This is a genomic window from Actinomycetota bacterium, from assembly GCA_041658565.1.
Classification (GTDB): Bacteria; Actinomycetota; AC-67; order AC-67; family AC-67; genus JBAZZY01.
Genome location: JBAZZY010000001.1, coordinates 26,787 through 43,181 on the forward strand (window position 1 = coordinate 26,787; position 16,395 = coordinate 43,181).

The window sequence follows — 16,395 nt, forward strand, 5'->3', positions numbered from 1 at the left end:
TACAGGGGGACTGTTTGGACGTCGTCAGTATTGCGTTGATCGGCATCCTCGGGCTGGCGCTCGGGAGCTTCGCCAACGTCGTTGTGTACCGCGTCCCGCGCAGGGAATCGGTCGTGGCGCCTCGGTCTCGGTGTCCGTCGTGCGCTACGACGCTGGCGTGGTGGGAGAACGTCCCCGTCGTCTCGTGGGTGCTGCTGCGCGCGCGCTGTCGGACCTGCCGCGCGCCGATCTCGTGGCGCTATCCAGCGGTGGAGCTGTTGACCGGCGGCCTGTTCGTTCTTACCGCCGCGCGCCTCGACCGGGCATCGGACCTCGTTGCCTACCTGCCGCTGGTTTGGGTGCTGATCGTGTTGTCGTTCATCGATCTGGAGCACAAGCTGCTCCCGAACCGCATCGTGTACCCATCGATTGGGATCGGGGTAGCGCTGTTTGGGATCGCGGCCGCAGTCGGGCCGGGACTCGGCGCTTGGGTTCGCGCTCTGGGGGCCGGCGGAGCGGCTTTCGGTTTGCTTCTTGGGCTCGCGCTCGCCTACCCGGCAGGGATGGGCATGGGAGACGTCAAGCTCGTCGCCCTTCTCGGGATGAGCTTGGGGTACCTTCCAGACGGGTGGGGAAGGCTGTTCGTCGGCCTCATGCTGGCCTTCACGGCGGGCGCCGTCGGCGGAATCGCCCTGATCGTCTTGCGCCGAGGAGGGATGAAGAGCCAGGTGCCCTTTGGTCCCTATCTGGCGGCTGGGACGCTGGCCGGGATCCTCTGGGGTGGCGCTTTGCTGGACATCTGGCTCCGCCGCTGACGCTCTGAGCTGCCGCCGCGCTCAAGCCGGACAAAACCTAGCCAAAACTGCTCAACTTCGTTCCTCTTGGGGCCGATTCCAGTTATTGACACCCATAGTGGTGTAGATATAGATTCGCACACTAGCGTTACTGTTGTGACTGATGTTAAGGATTGTTTCGGGGACAGTGAGTCGGTCCGCGCGGCGGGGGGAGAATAGTCGGATGGTCAAACGGAGCTCGTACGCGGGGGATCGGCTCCTGACGGTCGATGAGGTCGCCCTGCTGATGCGCGTGTCGAACATGACGGTCTATCGCCTGATCAAGAGTGGCTCCTTGTCGGCGTTGCGCGTCGGCAAGAACTACCGAATTCGAAACGTGGACGTCGAGCGCTATCTCGCCGAGCGGACCGTCATCGTTCAAGAGGGCTGATCGGTGGCGCGATCGACGATCGGCCTGGACATCGGCACCAGTGCGGTGCGAGCCGCGCAAGTCAAGGGCAAGGATCCTGCGACCTTGGTGGGGTATGCCCAGTTGCCTCTTCCCCCCGGGTCGATGCGCGGCGGCGAGATCGTGGATTCGGATGCAGTGGCCGGCGTGATTCGGGATCTGTGGCGGCGTGGCGAATTCCGTGGGAAAAAGGTTGCGGTCGCAGTTGCGAACCCGAGCGTCGTCGTTCGGGAAGTCGACGTCCCGCGCATGGATGAGTCTGATCTGCACGGGGCATTGCGCTATCAAGTACAGGACTACATTCCGATAGCGATTGAGGAAGCGCTGCTCGACTTCCTTCCGCTGGATGAGTTCGTGAATGCGGACGGCGTGGAGATGATGCGTGTCCTCGCGGTCGCGGCGCATCGCAACATGGTGAGTGATTTCGTCGGCGTGCTTGCTCGCGCAGGGCTTGAGCCCACTGCGATTGATCTCGGGCCTCTTGCGGCAGCGCGCGCCCTTACCGATGCCGTGCCCGCGGTGCTCTCCGACCACGAGTGCGAGGCGATCGTGGATATTGGTGCCGGAGTTACCGGCCTGGTTGTTCACGAGCGAGGGACTCCGCAGTTCGTTCGCATCCTCGCCGAGGGCGGCGCCGACCTGACCGACGAGTTGGCTGCGGCGCTGGGTGTATCGGTAGAGGACGCCGAGATGCGCAAGATGGCTTCGGAAGCAGCCCCCCAAGGGGCTCCGGTCGAACCGGGAACACCGGCGGCCATCGAGCGGCGCGTCCGAGCGTTCATCGATGATGTGCGGCTGTCGTTGGAGTACTACGCGTCCGAGCGGGATCGTGCGCCGGTGCGGCGGGTGTTGCTGACCGGCGGCGGGGCGCTTCTGGCCGGCCTGCAAGGCCGTCTTTCCGGTGCTTTGGGTGTCCCGGTCGAGAGAGGCGACGCTCTCGGCCGCGTGAAGGTCGCCGACCTGGGGCTTGGACCCGAGCAACTCGAACAGGTGTCCGCGGTGGGCGCGGTCGCGATCGGGCTGGCGCTGGAGCCCTGATGGCTGCGCGCCGAATCAACCTACTTCCGCCGGAGCTTGCGGAGCGCAGGCGCAGCCGGCAGCGCGTTGCCGGCACGGCCGTCGCCGCTCTTGCGTTGGTCGCCGCCCTCGGCGTCGTCTACGGAGCGCAGGAGATCCGTCTTCACGGAGAGCGCAGCAAGCTAAATGCACAGCGCGCGCGCAACGCGGCGCTGCGCGGCGACCTGGCCGACCTGGCGGAGTTCGATCGGCTGCAGAGCGAACTTCAACGCAAGACCGGGTTGCTGGACGACCTGACCCAGCGAGAGATTCGTTGGAGCGTGTTGCTGGCCGATGTCAGCCTGGTGATTCCTTCGGACGTCTGGTTGACCAGTCTCACGGGATCCGTCTCCGGATCGGCGGTGGCCGGAGATCCACTGGGCACCATTCAGATGAACGGCACGACGTTCTCGCACATCGACGTTGCGAAGTGGCTGGTGCGGCTGGCCGACGTAGAGGAGTTCACCTTCCCGTATCTGACCTTGTCGAGCAAGGGAACCCAGGAGGACACTCCCGTGGTCAACTTCAACTCGAGCGTTCAGATCTCGGACGGCGCGCTTCGCGGCAACCAGCCCGGCGCTAGGAGGCAACTGTGACGTCGCGACGTCAGCTTGCGGTTGTCGCCGGCGTTGCCGTGCTGGTGACGCTGGCGTTCTTCGTCCTCTTGCTCAACCCGAAGCTCGGCCAGATCTCCGCCGCGCGCGACGACACCGTGACGGCAGAGCAAGAGGAAGCGCAACTCCGTCTCGATCTGAAGCGACTCCAAGGCGTCCGTGAACGGGCTCCGACGGTGATCGCGCAGTTGGCCAAGGTTTCGCAGTTCCTTCCGTCGACCCCGGACCTGCCCGGCTTCATCCGGCTTCTGCAGCAGGCCGCGACCGAATCCGGAGTGGATTTGCAGTCGATCGCGCCGAGTCCACCGCAGACGCTCGAGAACGCGACAGGAATTCAGCGCATTTCGGTGATGGTGGTGGTTGAAGGCGCCTTCCGCCGGATCGAGGACTACATGGCAAGGGTTGAGAATCTTTCCCGCGTCGTAACGGTCGATGCGCTGTCGCTGAACCCGGCGCAGAGTGAACTGAGCCGGACGATCGTTCTGCAGGGGTCCTTGACGATGCAGATGTACGTCGTTTCCCCGACGGCGCGCCTCGGCGCGGCTGCGCCGGTGGCGGCGCCGAGCCAGGGGACCCAGAAATGAGTGCGAATCGTAAAGCGGCAATCGGCGCAGGCGTGGCGGTCCTGGTCGCAGTCGCGGCGCTGGCGGCAACAAGGCTGGGTGGCGACGCCGGGCCGCAGGCCTTAGAGCCGATCCGGGCTCCGCGCGCGGTCTTGGCCGTGCCGTCGGCCTCGGCCTCTCCGCAGGTTTCCGCATCGCCGGTGCCGCGCACCGCAGAAGCATTTGAGGGCAAGGATCCGTTCCAGCCTCTGGTGGAGCCGACGGCTGCTGCGGGGACGTCCTCTCCGACGCCCGGGCCGACTGCGGTGTCGACCTCGCAGACGCAATCGCGTCGGGTGACTCTGCTGGACATCTTCTCGGATCACGACGAACTGGTGGCGACGGTTCGAGTGGCGGATGCCGAGTACTCGGTGGCCGCCGGGGAGACTTTTGCGGACAACTTCAAACTTCTGTCGCTAACGTCGCGCTGCGGGACCTTCGTGTTTGGTGACGAGCGATTCACGCTGTGCATAGGTCAAGAAGCGCGTAAGTAAAGTTGAACGGATTCGCCGCAGCCCACAGGGGGAGATGCGGCGGCCAGGGGCCCTGAGCAAGCCCCGGGAGAGGCGGTTCCGCGGAGGAGCCGCCTTCTTCTTTTGTGGTGCGAGCCCGCGGTAGCCGCGGCGCCGGCGCCGGTATGATGCCCGCATGTTGCGTCTTTACACAGCCGGTGAGTCCCACGGTCCTGCCTTGACCGCCTTTCTGGACGGAATGGTGGCAGGAGTCGACGTGTCGGAGGATGAGATCAGAGTCGAGCTTGCGCGCCGGCGTCACGGCGCCGGGCGTGGCACCCGCATGAACCTCGAGGAGGATCGTCTGGAGGTCCTCGGCGGCGTGCGCCACGGCCGGACGATGGGGTCTCCGGTTGTGATCGTTGTTCGAAACACCGAGTGGCCGAAGTGGCAGCACGTGATGGCAACCGGACCCGAGGGCGCGGAGACGGAGGATCCGGCGCTGACGGGCCCTCGTCCCGGCCACGCGGATCTCCCCGGGATGCTGAAGTACGGCTTTGACGAGGTGCGACCCATTCTGGAACGAGCGAGCGCGCGCGAGACCGCGGCGCGCACTGCTGCCGGAGTCGTGTGCAAGTCGTTTCTTCGAGCCTTCGGCATCCGGGTTGTGTCCCACGTCGTCGCGATCGGCGACGTCGTCGCGCACGCGGAGCGTGCGCCGACCCTGGCCGACATCGAGTCCGTCGACGCGTCTCCGATGAGGTGTCTGGATGCGCGGGCTGAAGGCAAGATGGTTGCCGCTGTGGACGAGTGCCGTGCGCGCGGTGACACGCTCGGCGGGGTGTTCGAGGTTCTTGCCTACGGGGTTCCGCCGGGTCTGGGGTCACACGTGCAGTGGGATCGTCGTATCGACGCGGCGCTTGCGGAGGCGCTGATGAGCATTCAGGCGGTCAAGGGAGTCGAGATAGGTCCGGGATTCCAGATCGCGGGTGGACCGGGGTCGCGTGCGCACGACGAGATCGAGTGGTCGGGCGGGGAGTTCCGACGCGTCACCGACCGAAGCGGCGGCACGGAAGGCGGAATCACGACAGGCCAGGTCCTTCGCGCGCGCGCGGCGATGAAGCCGCTGTCCTCGCTTGCGCGATCCTTGCCGACGGTTGACGTGCGCTCGAAGGAGGTTGCGCCGGCGATCACCCAGCGTTCCGACGTGTGCGCGGTTCCCGCGGCGGGGGTGGTTGGTGAGGCGATGGTCGCGTTCGTGCTGGCGCGCGCCATGCTCGAGAAGTTCGGCGGGGACTCGGTAGACGAAACAAGCCGCAACCATGCCGCGTACCTTCGGGACGTGCGCGCACGGTGATGGGCGGGAGCATCGTCTTGGTCGGTTTCATGGGTGCGGGTAAGTCCACGGTCGGGCGCGCGCTTGCGGAGCGGTTGTGCTTCCGCTTCTACGACACCGACGAAATGGTAGTGAAGAAGGCCGAGATGTCGATTGCCCAGATCTTCCGTAAAGAAGGGGAGGAGAAGTTCCGCGATCGCGAGCACCGCGCCGTGCGGCATGCGTGTTCTCGACCCTCGCGCGTCATCGCGTGTGGTGGAGGCGCGGTTCTGCAGTTACGCAACTATGAGTTGCTGCGCGCGGCGGGGCCGATCGTGTATCTGCGCGCGCCGGCCGAGGTGCTGCGCGCGCGAGTGGGCAAGGGAACGGGTCGCCCTCTTCTGAAGACGCCCGGCGCGTTCGAGCGGTTGCTCCGCGAACGCGCTCCGGGCTATGAGCGCGCTTGCGATATTACCGTGGACGTGTCGGCCGACTTGACTCCCGAAGCAGTGGCCGAGCTGATAGTGGAGCGACTGACGTGAGCGATCCGCGGCGTCTGGAAGTGCATATCCCGGGTAGCCCTTACGATCTGTGGATTGGACCGGGGCTGCTTGAGCGTTCCGCCGAGTTCCTCGGGGAGTCCGTGCGCGGTGCCGAAATCTGCGCGCTGGTCAGCGATGCGCATGTGGCGGGGCTGCACGGGGAGCGCGCGCGCAGGGGTTTGCGCGACACCGGCTTGCGGCTGGAGGAGTTCACGGTCGAGCCGGGAGAGGTCAGCAAGTCGCTCGGGACGGCCGAGGTTCTGTGGCGCTGGTTGGCGCATACCGGGGCGCACCGCAGCGACGTCGTGGTCGCCCTCGGCGGCGGCGTGGTGGGCGACCTCGGTGGGTTCGTCGCGGCGACCTACCACCGCGGCATGCCCGTAGTGCATATGCCGACGACGCTGCTGGGACAGGTCGACTCGTCCATCGGGGGAAAGACCGCGATCGATCTGCCGGAGGGAAAGAACCTCGTTGGAGCGTTCCATCAGCCACGCGTCGTGATTTGCGACACCGATTCCCTCGCGACGCTGCCGGAGGGGGCTTTTGCCACGGGACTGGCCGAAGTCGTCAAGCACGGGTTCATCGGAGCGCCGGACTTACTTCAGTGGCTACGAAGCGAACGCGACGCAATCCTGGCACGGGAGCCCGAGACGCTGGAACTCCTCGTCGCCGACGCAGCAGCGGTCAAGATCGGAGTGGTTGAAGAAGACGAAACCGAGCAGGGAACGCGCGCGCACCTGAACTACGGACACACGTTAGGCCACGCGCTGGAGGTGCTCGGCGGATACACGCGTTGGACGCACGGACAGGCTGTCGCCGTCGGAATGATGTTTGCCGCGCACCTGGCTGCCGAACTCGGGCTGGGGGATCGGGTGGCCGCCCATCGTGATGCTCTTGAGTCGTTCGGTCTTCCCGTCGGCGCCGCAGGCGAGGAATTCGACCGCGTTGCCGAGGCGTGGCGGCGAGACAAGAAGTTCGACTCCGGGACGCGGTTCGTAGTGCTTGAGGATGTCGGGAGTCCGGTGGTGGTTCGTGACGTCCCCGAGCGCGCGTTGCGCGCGTCATATGAGGCGGTTAGATGAAGATCCTTGTGTTGAACGGACCCAATCTCGGCCGGCTGGGGACTCGTCAGCCGGAGATCTATGGATCGACCACGCTGGCCGAACTCGAGGACATGCTGCGCGCGCGCGGCGCCGAACTCGGCGTGGATGTGGAGTGTGTCCAAAGCGACGATGCGGGTGTCCTCATCGACGCTCTGGGGTCCACCGACGCGCGCGCGGTGATTCTGAATCCGGCGGCGCTGACGCACTACTCAGCGGAGCTGCGCGACGCGGTTGCCGCCGCGGCCGTTCCCGTCATCGAGGTGCATATTTCGAACATCTACGCGCGCGAACCGTACCGCCGTCACTCGATGATTTCGCCGGTCGCGCGCGCGTCGATTATCGGTCTGGGAATCCGCGGCTACCTGCTTGCGTTGGAGAGCGTGGCGGAGGAGGCGAAGAAGTGAAGTTGCGAAGAGATGGCGCGCGCGCGCGCCTGGCCGATCTCGGCGTCGACGCGTTGCTCGTGACGAAGCCGGTGAACGTGCGCTATCTCACGGGGTTCAGCGGCTCGAATGCTCAACTCGTGGTGGGCGCAGATCAAGATGTCTTCTTTACCGATCCGCGGTACGAGGAGCAGTCGGCTCACGAATGCGGCGACATTCGTCGCGAGATCTACTCGACGACGGGCGGTTCGGTCGGGGAGTCGGGGGGCATGTGGGGCACGATGGCCTCAATCGCCGCCGAACTGAGTGTCGAACGTTTCGGCGTCGAAGCACAGCACATGACTCTGGACGCCGCCAAGACGATGCGTGAGCGCCTTGCCGGCGTAGTTCTCGTCGAGACCGCGGGAGAGGTCGAGGGACTGCGCCGCGTGAAAGATCCTTCTGAGATCGAACTGATTCGGACGGCGTGCGCGATTGGGGACCGCGGGCTTGCGGCACTGCTCGGGCAACTGTCGGAAGGGATCACCGAGATCGAGGTTGCGGTGCTCCTTGAGCACGAGATGCGTCGAGCGGGGTCCCAGGGGATCTCCTTCGACACGATCGCGGCGTTCGGCGAGCAGGCGGCCGAGCCGCATCATCATCCCACCGCGCGCGTCTTGCGATCGGGTGATTTGGTGAAGTTGGACTTCGGGGCGACGTGGCAGGGCTATCACTCGGACATGACTCGCACGATCGCCTTTGGGGAACCGTCGGTCCGGATGTGTGAGGTTTACGAGTTGGTGCGCGGTGCTCAGCAGGCCGGTCTTGACGCGGTGCGCGCGGGGGCGATCACCGGAGACGTGGACGACGCGTCACGCTCTTACCTGAGCGCGCGCGGTCACGGCTTCGGACACGGCACCGGTCACGGTGTCGGGATGGAGGTGCACGAGGCGCCCGCGGTTCGGGCCGGTGGAACCGATGTGCTCGAGGTCGGAATGATCATCACGGTGGAGCCCGGGATCTATCTGCCCGGAATCGGCGGGGTGCGCATCGAGGACACCGTCGCCGTGACCTCGAACGGGTGCGATATCCTGACGTCGTCCCCCAAAGAACTCGTGAAGGTGTAGTCATGATCTCGACGAACGATCTGAAGAACGGCATGGTCTTGAACTTGGAAGGCAAGCTCTGGACTGTGCTGTGGTTCCAGCACCACAAGCCCGGCAAGGGCAACACGGTCGTGCGGGTGAAACTGCGCGACATCGCGTCGGGGTCGATCATCGACCGGACGCTGCCTGCAGGGCAGAAGGTCGAGCAGGCGGTCGTCGACAAGCGCGACATGAGCTACCTCTACCACGACGGCACGCACTACGTGTTCATGGATTCTGAGACTTACGATCAGCTCTCCGTCGAAGAGGTGGAGATCGGCGACGCGAAGAACTGGCTGACCGAAGGTCAGGTGGCGACGCTGTCGATGTACTCGGGGCGTCCGATTGCCGTTGAGCTTCCGGCATCGGTGGAGTTGCAGATCGAGCACACGGATCCTGGGGTCAAGGGAGACCGCGTATCGGGAGCGATGAAGCCAGCGACGCTGTCGACCGGGGTCACGATCCAGGTGCCGCTGTTCGTCGACACTGGGGAGATCGTTCGCGTGGACACCCGTACGGGCGAATACATCACTCGCGTTTCGTCCTGATGTCTGCGCGCGGCCGTCTCAGGCGCGCGCCGAGTTCGGTGCGCCGCCGCGCGCTCGAGTTGCTGCACGCTGCCGACGTTGCCGGATCTGATCCCTGCGGGGCATCTGTCGGCGAGGAAGATGCCGTGCGCGCGCTCGTCGAGGGAGTGACCGGCGCGCGCACCGAACTCGACGCCGAGATCCGTGCGTTTGCCGCGAACTGGAAACTCGAAAGGATGCCGGTCGTGGACCGGAACCTGTTGCGGATCGGGATCTTCGAACTGCTCCACACGGACGCACCGACGGGACGCGTGCTGGACGATGCCGTGTCGCTGGCGAAGCTGCTGTCGACGGAGGACTCGGGCCGCTTCGTCAACGGGGTGCTTCGAGCGGTCGCGCGCGCGCGGCGAACCTAGTTCTCCGCGCCGTCCCAACGCGGATCAGTCGACGGGGGCCGCCGTTCAATCCTGCGGGGTCGTTGACGGCGAAGGTGTTTGATCTGCTTGCCGCAGCTCCGCCGCCCTGTCGAGCGCCGCCTTTCGGTCCGATTCGAAGGTCGCATCTCCTCTTGTGTGGCACGCTGCGCATGTTGCCGGCTGGTGACACTGGAAGCACTTCTCGGAATTGCCGGCTTTCACGACGGCCGGATGAGATCGCAGCCACGACTTCTGCTTCGGTCCCCATGCGTGGTGGCAGGAGTCACAGAAGTCCCGCTTTGCGCTGGTGAGGTCTCGCGGATGGCACTTCTGGCAGACGGCCAGCCCCTTGGCGAACGCGGTTTCGATGTGCGCCGCGCTCTTCCACCCCTCGGCGTGGGGCATCTTCACCCCATGGCACGCCGTGCAGGATCGCTCTTCGTGACACGTGGAGCACACTATCGAGTCTGCCCTTGATTCCTTGCCGTGCGCACCCTTCCAAGTTGCCGCCAGGTGGCTTGCGGGTTTGTCGGGGAAGTTCGCCGGATGGCACGTAATGCATTTCCCCGGGGCAATGGCGGTCTTGGTCAAGCCGTGACAGATGAAGCACCTCGTCATCGTCGGCTTGTTGATCTTGTCTGCCTCGTGCGCGTTCGCGGGGTGACACATGGAGCAGTCCGATACCCCCTTGGCGAAGTGCTTGGCGTGGCGATAACGAAGCCCGCCGGCACGACCCTGCTTGAATACTTTGTCGAGGTCGCCGTGGCAGTTGGTGCATCCGAGGAAGGAATCGTCCGCCGACCCGGCCGGGGGTTGGACGCTTTCCGTCGGCTCGGCTGCGCGAATCGTAGAATTAGACTTCCACGCAACATTGACGAGCAGTGCGGCTACGCCGACGATGAAGACGGTGACGATCATTCCGGCGATCCGCGGAATCCTTGAACTAGTGCGCCGAGTCATGGTCACCCTTCAAACTGATGAGGTAGTCGACGAGCGATCGCGTCTCCTCGGGAGTGAGCAAGTAGGAAGGCATTGAACTGTTGGGAGAAAGGCCGATGCCTGCGAAGTGCAGCAGGACCCGATTCTGCGCGTCCGCCTTGGCGCCGAAAGCCGTCAAGTCGGGTCCTCGAGTCCCGCCGTCCTTCCCGACGGTGTGACACGTCATGCAGCCCATCTTGTTGAACAGCGACTGCCCGGCGGCTTGCGATGGAGTGACTTGCAACCCGTGATCCGGAGGTGGGGCCGTGGATTTGAGCGCGATCATCGTGAGCGCACCCAGACCGGTGAGAACGAACGCGGCTCCGACCCGAGGAAGAATGCGGACCGGCCGGGTTCCCGGAAGGATGGACACGGTACGCGGTCGCATCCGGTCTAGGAAGGGAATCGACACGATGAGGGCGACCCCCAGGACGGGCATGAGGAAGGTTCCGACGATCTCGAGCGGTCCCTTGAAGAACTGCAGGAGGTAGAAGAGCCACAAGAAGTACCACTCCGGCAGCGGGTGGATGCCGGTGGCCGAAGGGTCCGCGACTTCTTCGAGGCTCGCCTTTGTCAGCGAGGCGACCAAGAGAAGCGCTGCAAGAAACACGAACGCGGTGATCGCTTCGCGGATGGCGAAATCGGGGAAGAACGGCATCCCCGATTCGGGGTGTTCAGTGTCTTGTTCGTGCTCGGTTGGTGCATCGAGTCGTATTGTCATGAGCCTCACCTACAGAGGTTTAGCGATGCCCTGCTTGCGCACCATTGAGAAGTGAAGGAGCAAACAAGCACCAAGGACCAGCGGGAGGGCGAAGACGTGGAGCGCGTAGAAGCGCACTAGGGTTAGGGCCCCGAGTTCCGGTCCGCCGCGGAGAAACGCCGCGATGAAGGGGCCTGCAACGGGCGCCGATCCGGCGATGTTGATTCCGACGTTGGTCGCCCAGTAGGCCTTTTGGTCCCAGGGGAGAAGGTATCCGGTGAATGCGAATCCGAGCGTCGTCATCAGCAAGACTACGCCGGCGACCCAGTTCATCTCGCGCGGCTTTCGATATGCACCGTGAACGAAGACGCGGAGCATATGAAGGAAGACGAACACGACCATCATGTAGGCGCCCCAACGGTGGAGGTTGCGAATCGTGGCGCCGAACGGAACGGCTTGCTGGAACCATGCGACGCTATCGCGCGCATGGTCCGGCGAGGGAACGTAGAAGAACGCCATGAGCGCGCCGGTGACGACTTGAAGGATGAATGTGAAGAAGGTGAGGCCGCCGAAGCAGTGCAGCCATGTGACGTGGGTTGGAACGGGGTGATCCATGAGTCGCGCAGCGACCGGACGCAACCCCAGACGCTCTTCGAACCATTCCTTGCTTCGCGCAAACATTGCCGACTCCCTGTCAGGTCACGCGCCGGAGGTCGGCGTCGACTCGATACAACTTCCCGGCGTACAACACGCCGTCTTCAACCTTGTATTCGTAGCGATCTAGAGGTCGGGACGGTGGACCGGACTTGACTCGTCCCTCGAAGTCGAAGATGCCGGTGTGGCATGGGCATACGATCTTCTTCGTCTTAAGGTCGGGGGCGACCGGGCACCCCAGATGCGTGCAGCGGACGTCGAGGATCGTGAATTTCTCCTGACCGTGATTCATGACCATGATCGGGATGTTCTGGGGCTCGACGGACATGTATGCGTCCTGCACCAGGGCTGTGAAGTGCGTGATGATGGGTGTCCCGACTGCGCTGAGGTCTGGTTCTCCCGGGCCGGGCTTCCCGAGTCGCGCAATGGGGTTCCAGGCCCCCTTGGGTTTCTGCAGTGCAGGCCAAACGAGCGCGGTCGCGACCGGTGCGCCGACGATGCTCGCGATTCCGGCGCTGACCCAGGCGAGTGTTCCCGACAAGAATGTCCTGCGGCTAAGGGGGGTGGTGACCGAGCGGATTGCCAAGGGAGAACCTTTTTGTCCGTTCGAATCGGCCTTTCGCGCGAGCCCGCGTGAACGAGGAACGTCGATGCCCGGCAGTTCGGGCTGATACACCCTCCTGCCCAGGAGTCTGCGGATGATTCCCATGGCGAATGTCTCCTCGACCTTCTCTACCCGGCCGCTGCGCTGTCTTCGTGGTCGCGGATCGTGCCCGCCCTGTCCTTTCCTGTGTGGCACAGGCGGCACCGTAGCGGGGCAATCTTGTCGTTGTGGCAGTTCATGCAAGATGCCATCGTGGGGTGGGTTTGGGAGCCCACCGGCACTTCGGACCCGTGCGCGACGGTCGAGTGGCAGCCGATGCACTTGGCTCCACCCTGCACAATGTTGGCGTGGCTCACGAGTACGTCAACGCGTCCGGTGGTGTGGATCGACTTCTCGAGGATCGATTCGTGGCACTGAAGACAGGACCCATTTGACACGGCGGCGTTGAACGACCAGTCGCGATAGTCGCCCCGTACGTAGTTGGAGACGACCTGGAGGCCGGCGACTTTCCCTCCGACGAATCCGAACATCCCCGGCGTCGTGTGGCACTTCTCGCAGTTGACGTCTTTGTGAGCGGAGCCTTCCCACGCCTGGATGAAGGGCTTCATGGGGTGACACCTGCCACAAAACGAAGGTTGGGAGGTCCACCAGAAAGCGAATCCGCTGAAGGCGACAACAGCGAAGGTCCCCGCCGCGAGCGAGGATCCGAGGACGATCATGATTCGCTTGTTGCGCAAGGGGGCGAGTGCTCGTCGAAGCAGGCGGAGCGTTTCCCTCGCTCCGGGCGCTTGTTCCGCTCCTGGTTTCGTCACCGATTGTCGCCCCCGCGCTCGCAAGCTCGTTCGCCGATTCAACTCGTGGTGCCGTGCGTCGCGGGATGAACGCGACATACCGTCAGTTCCAGACCCTAGGGTGTACACCCTAGGCCATTTCGGGCAGAGTACATCGAGTCATTTGAAGTGGGGCCTTTGGCTCACAGAAACCCGATCGAGAAGGGGCGGAATTGGGCCGGGGTGCGTGATGTTCCGCCGCTGATATACTGCGTCCGAAGCCCTTTAAGGATGGGTCCTGCGAGGCCCGGAAGGGAGTAGAGATGTCTTGCGGATCGGCTCGCGCGCGCCAGGCGCCGCGGGCTTTCCTTTTGCCGGATTCCGACTCCTTCCCCGCGAGTAGACGGGGGAGGGAGCGACACTGACCTTCACGCCAAGCGCCACGATTCTGGAAGCCTCCGACTTGGACCGCGCGCTCGCGCGGATGGCCCACGAGATCGTCGAGCGAAACAAGGGAGCCAGCGAACTCGTCCTAATCGGTGTGGTAACCCGCGGGGTGCATCTCGCGGAGCGTCTTGCGGATCGGATTGCAGCCATCGAAGGTACGCGCCCGCCGACAGGTTCGGTGGACATCGGCTTGTACCGAGACGACATCGGACTTCGGGATCCCGTAGCCCTTGTCCCCACGCTGATTCCTCCGATCGATGACGCCGTCGTCGTGCTCGTGGACGACGTCTTGTACACGGGACGATCCTCGCGCGCCGCCATCGAGGCGCTGATTGACCTTGGTCGCCCGCGCGCCGTTCAGCTTGCGGTCCTGATCGACCGGGGACACCGCGAATTGCCGATCCGAGCCGACTACGTGGGCAAGAATGTGCCCACGCGGCGGCAAGAGGAGGTCGCCGTTCGGGTTCGCGAACTCGACGGGTGCGACGAGGTGCTGCTTGGGACGGTTTCCGAGGAGGAGAAGGACTGATGATTCGACATCTCCTTTCAATCCGAGACGTCACGCCCGAGCAGGTCGAGCGCGTACTGGCAACCGCTGCAACGTTCCAGGCGGAGGGTCCGCGCATCATGCGCAAGTACCCGACGCTTCGCGGCAAGACGGTTGTCAACCTCTTCTTTGAATCCTCGACGCGAACTCGGACGTCGTTCGAACTCGCCGCGAAGCGACTTTCGGCGGACGTGATCAACTTCACTGCGTCGGGCTCCTCGGTGGACAAGGGGGAGTCGCTCAAGGACACCGCGCAGACGATCGAGGCGATGGGGGTCGATGCCATCGTCATCCGCCACCGGTCCTCCGGCGCTCCGCACCAATTGGCTCAGTGGGTCCGCGCCAACGTGATCAACGCCGGCGACGGGACTCACGAACACCCGACGCAGGCATTGCTCGATCTCTACACGATTCGGCAGCACTTCCCGTCATTCGCCGGTTTGCGTGTAGCCATCGTCGGAGATGTCGCGCACTCACGGGTGGCTCGGTCGGACGTGTGGGGGTTGCAGATGATGGGGGCGGACGTCACGTTGGTTGGGCCCCCGACTCTGATGCCGCCGCACGTGGAATCGTGGGGAGCCGATGTCGCTACGGATCTCGACTCCGTGTTGCCCAAGGTCGACGTTGTTTATCTGCTACGAATGCAGTTGGAGCGAATGAAGGTCGGGTACGTCCCGACGCTTCGCGAGTACTCGCGACTGTGGGGCCTCGACGCCGCACGAGCCAATGCACTCAAGGAGGATGCTCTCATCATGCATCCGGGCCCGATGAATCGAGGTGTTGAGATCACTGCGGAAGCCGCGGAACTCCCGCGCGCGGTGATCACCGATCAGGTCGCCAACGGGGTCGCCGTGCGCATGGCGCTGCTGTACCTGATGCTCGGTGGGCGCGACGCGCGCGAGGAGGTGCCGGTCGAATGAGCGAACACTCGTACCTTCTTCGCGGCGGTCGCTTGATCGATCCTGCTTCCGGGCGCGACGAGCGTTGCGACGTGCTCGTCTCCGGGGGCGTCGTTGCTTCTGTTGGCGCTGAGATCGCCCCCGACGGTGCGGAGATCATCGAGTGTGGCGGACTTGTCGTCGCTCCCGGGTTCGTCGATTTGCACACTCACTTGCGTGAGCCGGGTCGAGAGGACGCCGAGACGGTGGCGACGGGTACGCGTGCGGCGGCGCGCGGCGGATATACGGCGGTTTGCCCGATGGCCAACACCGATCCCGTTGCGGATTCGGCGGCGATCGTCGAGCAGGTTCAGGCGCTCGGCCGCGCGGCGGGACTCGCGGATGTGTTCCCTGTCGGAGCGATCACGGTGGGTCTGGCGGGCGAGAGGCTCGCAGAGATGGGGGAGATGGCTGCCTCGCGCGCGCGGGTGAACTTCTTCTCCGACGACGGCAAGTGCGTCCAGGACGCGGGGCTCATGCGGCGCGCCCTGGAGTACGCGCGGACGTTCGACGCCGTGGTCGCAAACCACGCGGAGGAAGGCAATCTCGCAGCCGGCGGGCATATGAATGAAGGCGGGATTGCATCGGCGCTCGGGATACGGGGGATTCCGGCCGAGGCGGAAGAAGTGATCGTGGCGCGAGACATCATGCTGGCTCGCCTGACAGGCGCGCGCCTTCACGTGCCGCATGTCTCGACGGCGGGGTCGGTGGCACTCGTGCGCTCCGCGAAGGAGCGGGGCATCCGAGTCACCGCCGAGGTGACGCCACACCATCTTTCGCTGACGGATGAGTTGCTGGTTGGGTACGACCCGGTCTTCAAGGTTGCCCCGCCGCTACGCGGGCGCGAGGACGTCGAGGCGCTGCGTGCTGCGCTGATCGACGGGACGCTCGACTGCGTTGCGACGGATCATGCTCCACACCCCCAGGACGACAAGGAACGCGAGTTCGATCAGGCTCCATGCGGGATGCTGAATCTCGAAACGGCGCTGTCGGTGATGCTGACCGACTTGCCCGGCCTGTCGCTGACACGCCTGATCGAGGTCATGAGCACGCGGCCGGCGCGGATTCGCTCCCTGACCGGGCACGGAGGCCCGGTGGTGCCCGGGGCGCCGGCGCACCTGGTCGTGTTTGATCCGGCCGCCGAGTGGACGGTGGTTCCGAGAGAACTTGCATCGAAATCTCGCAACACCCCTTTCGCAGGGCGTACGTTGCGCGGCAAGGTAGTTCACACGCTGTTTGGGGGACGGTTCACCGTCCGGGAAGGGAGAGACGCAGATGGGCAAGGGTGATCGCAAGCCGGTTCGCTGGGCCAAGGATCGGGAGCGCAAGAAGCAGGAGCGTTTGAAGCGGCGCGCCGAGGCGAAGGGCAAGGAGCGCAAGGGCAAGTGAGTCGGCGTCCAAT

21 protein-coding genes are annotated in these 16,395 nt (G+C 64.6%); 16 read left to right on the forward strand and 5 right to left on the reverse strand.

Annotated elements, in window-relative coordinates; translation table 11 throughout:
* Positions 1 to 14 precede the first annotated feature (14 nt).
* From WDA27_00135 to nusB, 13 genes are all read left to right on the forward strand, one after another.
* The gene (locus WDA27_00135; GenBank protein ID MFA5889356.1) at positions 15 to 794 is read left to right on the forward strand and encodes a prepilin peptidase; all 780 of its coding nucleotides are present in this window, start codon (positions 15 to 17) and stop codon (positions 792 to 794) included.
* 202 nt (positions 795 to 996) lie between these two features.
* The gene (locus WDA27_00140; GenBank protein ID MFA5889357.1) at positions 997 to 1,203 is read left to right on the forward strand and encodes a helix-turn-helix domain-containing protein; all 207 of its coding nucleotides are present in this window, start codon (positions 997 to 999) and stop codon (positions 1,201 to 1,203) included.
* Between the two features lie 3 nt (positions 1,204 to 1,206).
* A complete protein-coding gene (gene pilM / locus WDA27_00145; GenBank protein MFA5889358.1) occupies positions 1,207 to 2,259 on the forward strand; it encodes a type IV pilus assembly protein PilM in 1,053 nt (350 codons plus the stop codon).
* A complete protein-coding gene (locus WDA27_00150) occupies positions 2,259 to 2,873 on the forward strand; it encodes a PilN domain-containing protein (protein MFA5889359.1) in 615 nt (204 codons plus the stop codon). Before pilM ends, WDA27_00150 begins: the two co-directional genes overlap by 1 nt.
* Complete coding sequence (gene pilO, locus WDA27_00155; GenBank protein ID MFA5889360.1) at positions 2,870 to 3,475, forward strand: type 4a pilus biogenesis protein PilO; 606 nt, start codon at positions 2,870 to 2,872, stop codon at positions 3,473 to 3,475. The genes WDA27_00150 and pilO overlap by 4 nt, the downstream gene beginning before the upstream one ends.
* Positions 3,472 to 3,987: a hypothetical protein gene (locus WDA27_00160; protein ID MFA5889361.1), complete on the forward strand. Its 516-nt coding sequence runs from the start codon at positions 3,472 to 3,474 to the stop codon at positions 3,985 to 3,987. Before pilO ends, WDA27_00160 begins: the two co-directional genes overlap by 4 nt.
* Before the next feature lie 154 nt (positions 3,988 to 4,141).
* Positions 4,142 to 5,302, forward strand: coding sequence for a chorismate synthase (gene aroC, locus WDA27_00165; GenBank protein ID MFA5889362.1), 1,161 nt, complete (start codon positions 4,142 to 4,144; stop codon positions 5,300 to 5,302).
* Positions 5,302 to 5,802, forward strand: a complete 501-nt coding sequence (locus WDA27_00170) for a shikimate kinase (protein MFA5889363.1) — start codon at positions 5,302 to 5,304, stop codon at positions 5,800 to 5,802. The genes aroC and WDA27_00170 overlap by 1 nt, the downstream gene beginning before the upstream one ends.
* Complete coding sequence (aroB, locus tag WDA27_00175; GenBank protein ID MFA5889364.1) at positions 5,799 to 6,884, forward strand: 3-dehydroquinate synthase; 1,086 nt, start codon at positions 5,799 to 5,801, stop codon at positions 6,882 to 6,884. Before WDA27_00170 ends, aroB begins: the two co-directional genes overlap by 4 nt.
* Positions 6,881 to 7,309: a type II 3-dehydroquinate dehydratase gene (gene aroQ, locus WDA27_00180; protein ID MFA5889365.1), complete on the forward strand. Its 429-nt coding sequence runs from the start codon at positions 6,881 to 6,883 to the stop codon at positions 7,307 to 7,309. The genes aroB and aroQ overlap by 4 nt, the downstream gene beginning before the upstream one ends.
* Positions 7,306 to 8,394 (forward strand): Xaa-Pro peptidase family protein, encoded by a 1,089-nt coding sequence (locus tag WDA27_00185; GenBank protein MFA5889366.1) that lies wholly within the window; start codon positions 7,306 to 7,308, stop codon positions 8,392 to 8,394. The genes aroQ and WDA27_00185 overlap by 4 nt, the downstream gene beginning before the upstream one ends.
* A 2-nt stretch (positions 8,395 to 8,396) precedes the next feature.
* Positions 8,397 to 8,960 (forward strand): elongation factor P, encoded by a 564-nt coding sequence (gene efp, locus WDA27_00190; GenBank protein MFA5889367.1) that lies wholly within the window; start codon positions 8,397 to 8,399, stop codon positions 8,958 to 8,960.
* The gene (gene nusB, locus WDA27_00195; protein ID MFA5889368.1) at positions 8,960 to 9,355 is read left to right on the forward strand and encodes a transcription antitermination factor NusB; all 396 of its coding nucleotides are present in this window, start codon (positions 8,960 to 8,962) and stop codon (positions 9,353 to 9,355) included. The genes efp and nusB overlap by 1 nt, the downstream gene beginning before the upstream one ends.
* A 45-nt stretch (positions 9,356 to 9,400) precedes the next feature.
* Here the strand turns inward: nusB and WDA27_00200 are convergent, their stop codons facing one another.
* The 5 genes from WDA27_00200 to WDA27_00220 are packed head-to-tail and all read right to left on the reverse strand — an operon-like array spanning position 9,401 to position 13,181.
* Positions 9,401 to 10,315, reverse strand: a complete 915-nt coding sequence (locus WDA27_00200; GenBank protein MFA5889369.1) for a cytochrome c3 family protein — start codon at positions 10,313 to 10,315, stop codon at positions 9,401 to 9,403.
* Complete coding sequence (locus WDA27_00205) at positions 10,299 to 11,054, reverse strand: c-type cytochrome (GenBank protein MFA5889370.1); 756 nt, start codon at positions 11,052 to 11,054, stop codon at positions 10,299 to 10,301. The genes WDA27_00200 and WDA27_00205 overlap by 17 nt, the downstream gene beginning before the upstream one ends.
* 9 nt (positions 11,055 to 11,063) lie before the next feature.
* Positions 11,064 to 11,714, reverse strand: coding sequence for a cytochrome b N-terminal domain-containing protein (locus WDA27_00210; protein MFA5889371.1), 651 nt, complete (start codon positions 11,712 to 11,714; stop codon positions 11,064 to 11,066).
* Positions 11,715 to 11,727: 13 nt separating this feature from the next.
* The gene (locus WDA27_00215; protein MFA5889372.1) at positions 11,728 to 12,396 is read right to left on the reverse strand and encodes a Rieske (2Fe-2S) protein; all 669 of its coding nucleotides are present in this window, start codon (positions 12,394 to 12,396) and stop codon (positions 11,728 to 11,730) included.
* 23 nt (positions 12,397 to 12,419) lie between these two features.
* Positions 12,420 to 13,181 (reverse strand): NapC/NirT family cytochrome c, encoded by a 762-nt coding sequence (locus tag WDA27_00220; protein MFA5889373.1) that lies wholly within the window; start codon positions 13,179 to 13,181, stop codon positions 12,420 to 12,422.
* A 325-nt stretch (positions 13,182 to 13,506) separates the two neighbouring features.
* On the opposite strand from WDA27_00220, the gene pyrR reads away from it, so the two are divergent.
* The 3 genes from pyrR to WDA27_00235 are packed head-to-tail and all read left to right on the forward strand — an operon-like array spanning position 13,507 to position 16,282.
* On the forward strand, positions 13,507 to 14,037 hold the full coding sequence (pyrR, locus tag WDA27_00225) for a bifunctional pyr operon transcriptional regulator/uracil phosphoribosyltransferase PyrR (GenBank protein MFA5889374.1): 531 nt from the start codon (positions 13,507 to 13,509) through the stop codon (positions 14,035 to 14,037).
* Positions 14,037 to 14,975: an aspartate carbamoyltransferase catalytic subunit gene (locus WDA27_00230; protein ID MFA5889375.1), complete on the forward strand. Its 939-nt coding sequence runs from the start codon at positions 14,037 to 14,039 to the stop codon at positions 14,973 to 14,975. Before pyrR ends, WDA27_00230 begins: the two co-directional genes overlap by 1 nt.
* Entirely contained in the window at positions 14,972 to 16,282 is a 1,311-nt protein-coding gene (locus WDA27_00235) for a dihydroorotase (protein MFA5889376.1), read from the forward strand. Before WDA27_00230 ends, WDA27_00235 begins: the two co-directional genes overlap by 4 nt.
* Positions 16,283 to 16,395 lie beyond the last annotated feature (113 nt).

Bases quoted from the DNA above. Each gene is read 5' to 3' on its own strand.
- WDA27_00140 (MFA5889357.1), top strand. From the start codon at position 997: ATGGTCAAACGGAGCTCGTACGCGGGGGATCGGCTCCTGACGGTCGAT.
- WDA27_00150 (MFA5889359.1), top strand. From the start codon at position 2,259: ATGGCTGCGCGCCGAATCAACCTACTTCCGCCGGAGCTTGCGGAGCGC.
- WDA27_00160 (MFA5889361.1), top strand. From the start codon at position 3,472: ATGAGTGCGAATCGTAAAGCGGCAATCGGCGCAGGCGTGGCGGTCCTG.
- aroC (MFA5889362.1), top strand. From the start codon at position 4,142: ATGTTGCGTCTTTACACAGCCGGTGAGTCCCACGGTCCTGCCTTGACC.
- WDA27_00170 (MFA5889363.1), top strand. From the start codon at position 5,302: ATGGGCGGGAGCATCGTCTTGGTCGGTTTCATGGGTGCGGGTAAGTCC.
- aroQ (MFA5889365.1), top strand. From the start codon at position 6,881: ATGAAGATCCTTGTGTTGAACGGACCCAATCTCGGCCGGCTGGGGACT.
- efp (MFA5889367.1), top strand. From the start codon at position 8,397: ATGATCTCGACGAACGATCTGAAGAACGGCATGGTCTTGAACTTGGAA.
- nusB (MFA5889368.1), top strand. From the start codon at position 8,960: ATGTCTGCGCGCGGCCGTCTCAGGCGCGCGCCGAGTTCGGTGCGCCGC.
- WDA27_00200 (MFA5889369.1), bottom strand. From the start codon at position 10,315: ATGACTCGGCGCACTAGTTCAAGGATTCCGCGGATCGCCGGAATGATC.
- WDA27_00205 (MFA5889370.1), bottom strand. From the start codon at position 11,054: ATGACAATACGACTCGATGCACCAACCGAGCACGAACAAGACACTGAA.
- WDA27_00210 (MFA5889371.1), bottom strand. From the start codon at position 11,714: ATGTTTGCGCGAAGCAAGGAATGGTTCGAAGAGCGTCTGGGGTTGCGT.
- WDA27_00215 (MFA5889372.1), bottom strand. From the start codon at position 12,396: ATGGGAATCATCCGCAGACTCCTGGGCAGGAGGGTGTATCAGCCCGAA.
- WDA27_00220 (MFA5889373.1), bottom strand. From the start codon at position 13,181: ATGTCGCGTTCATCCCGCGACGCACGGCACCACGAGTTGAATCGGCGA.
- WDA27_00230 (MFA5889375.1), top strand. From the start codon at position 14,037: ATGATTCGACATCTCCTTTCAATCCGAGACGTCACGCCCGAGCAGGTC.
- WDA27_00235 (MFA5889376.1), top strand. From the start codon at position 14,972: ATGAGCGAACACTCGTACCTTCTTCGCGGCGGTCGCTTGATCGATCCT.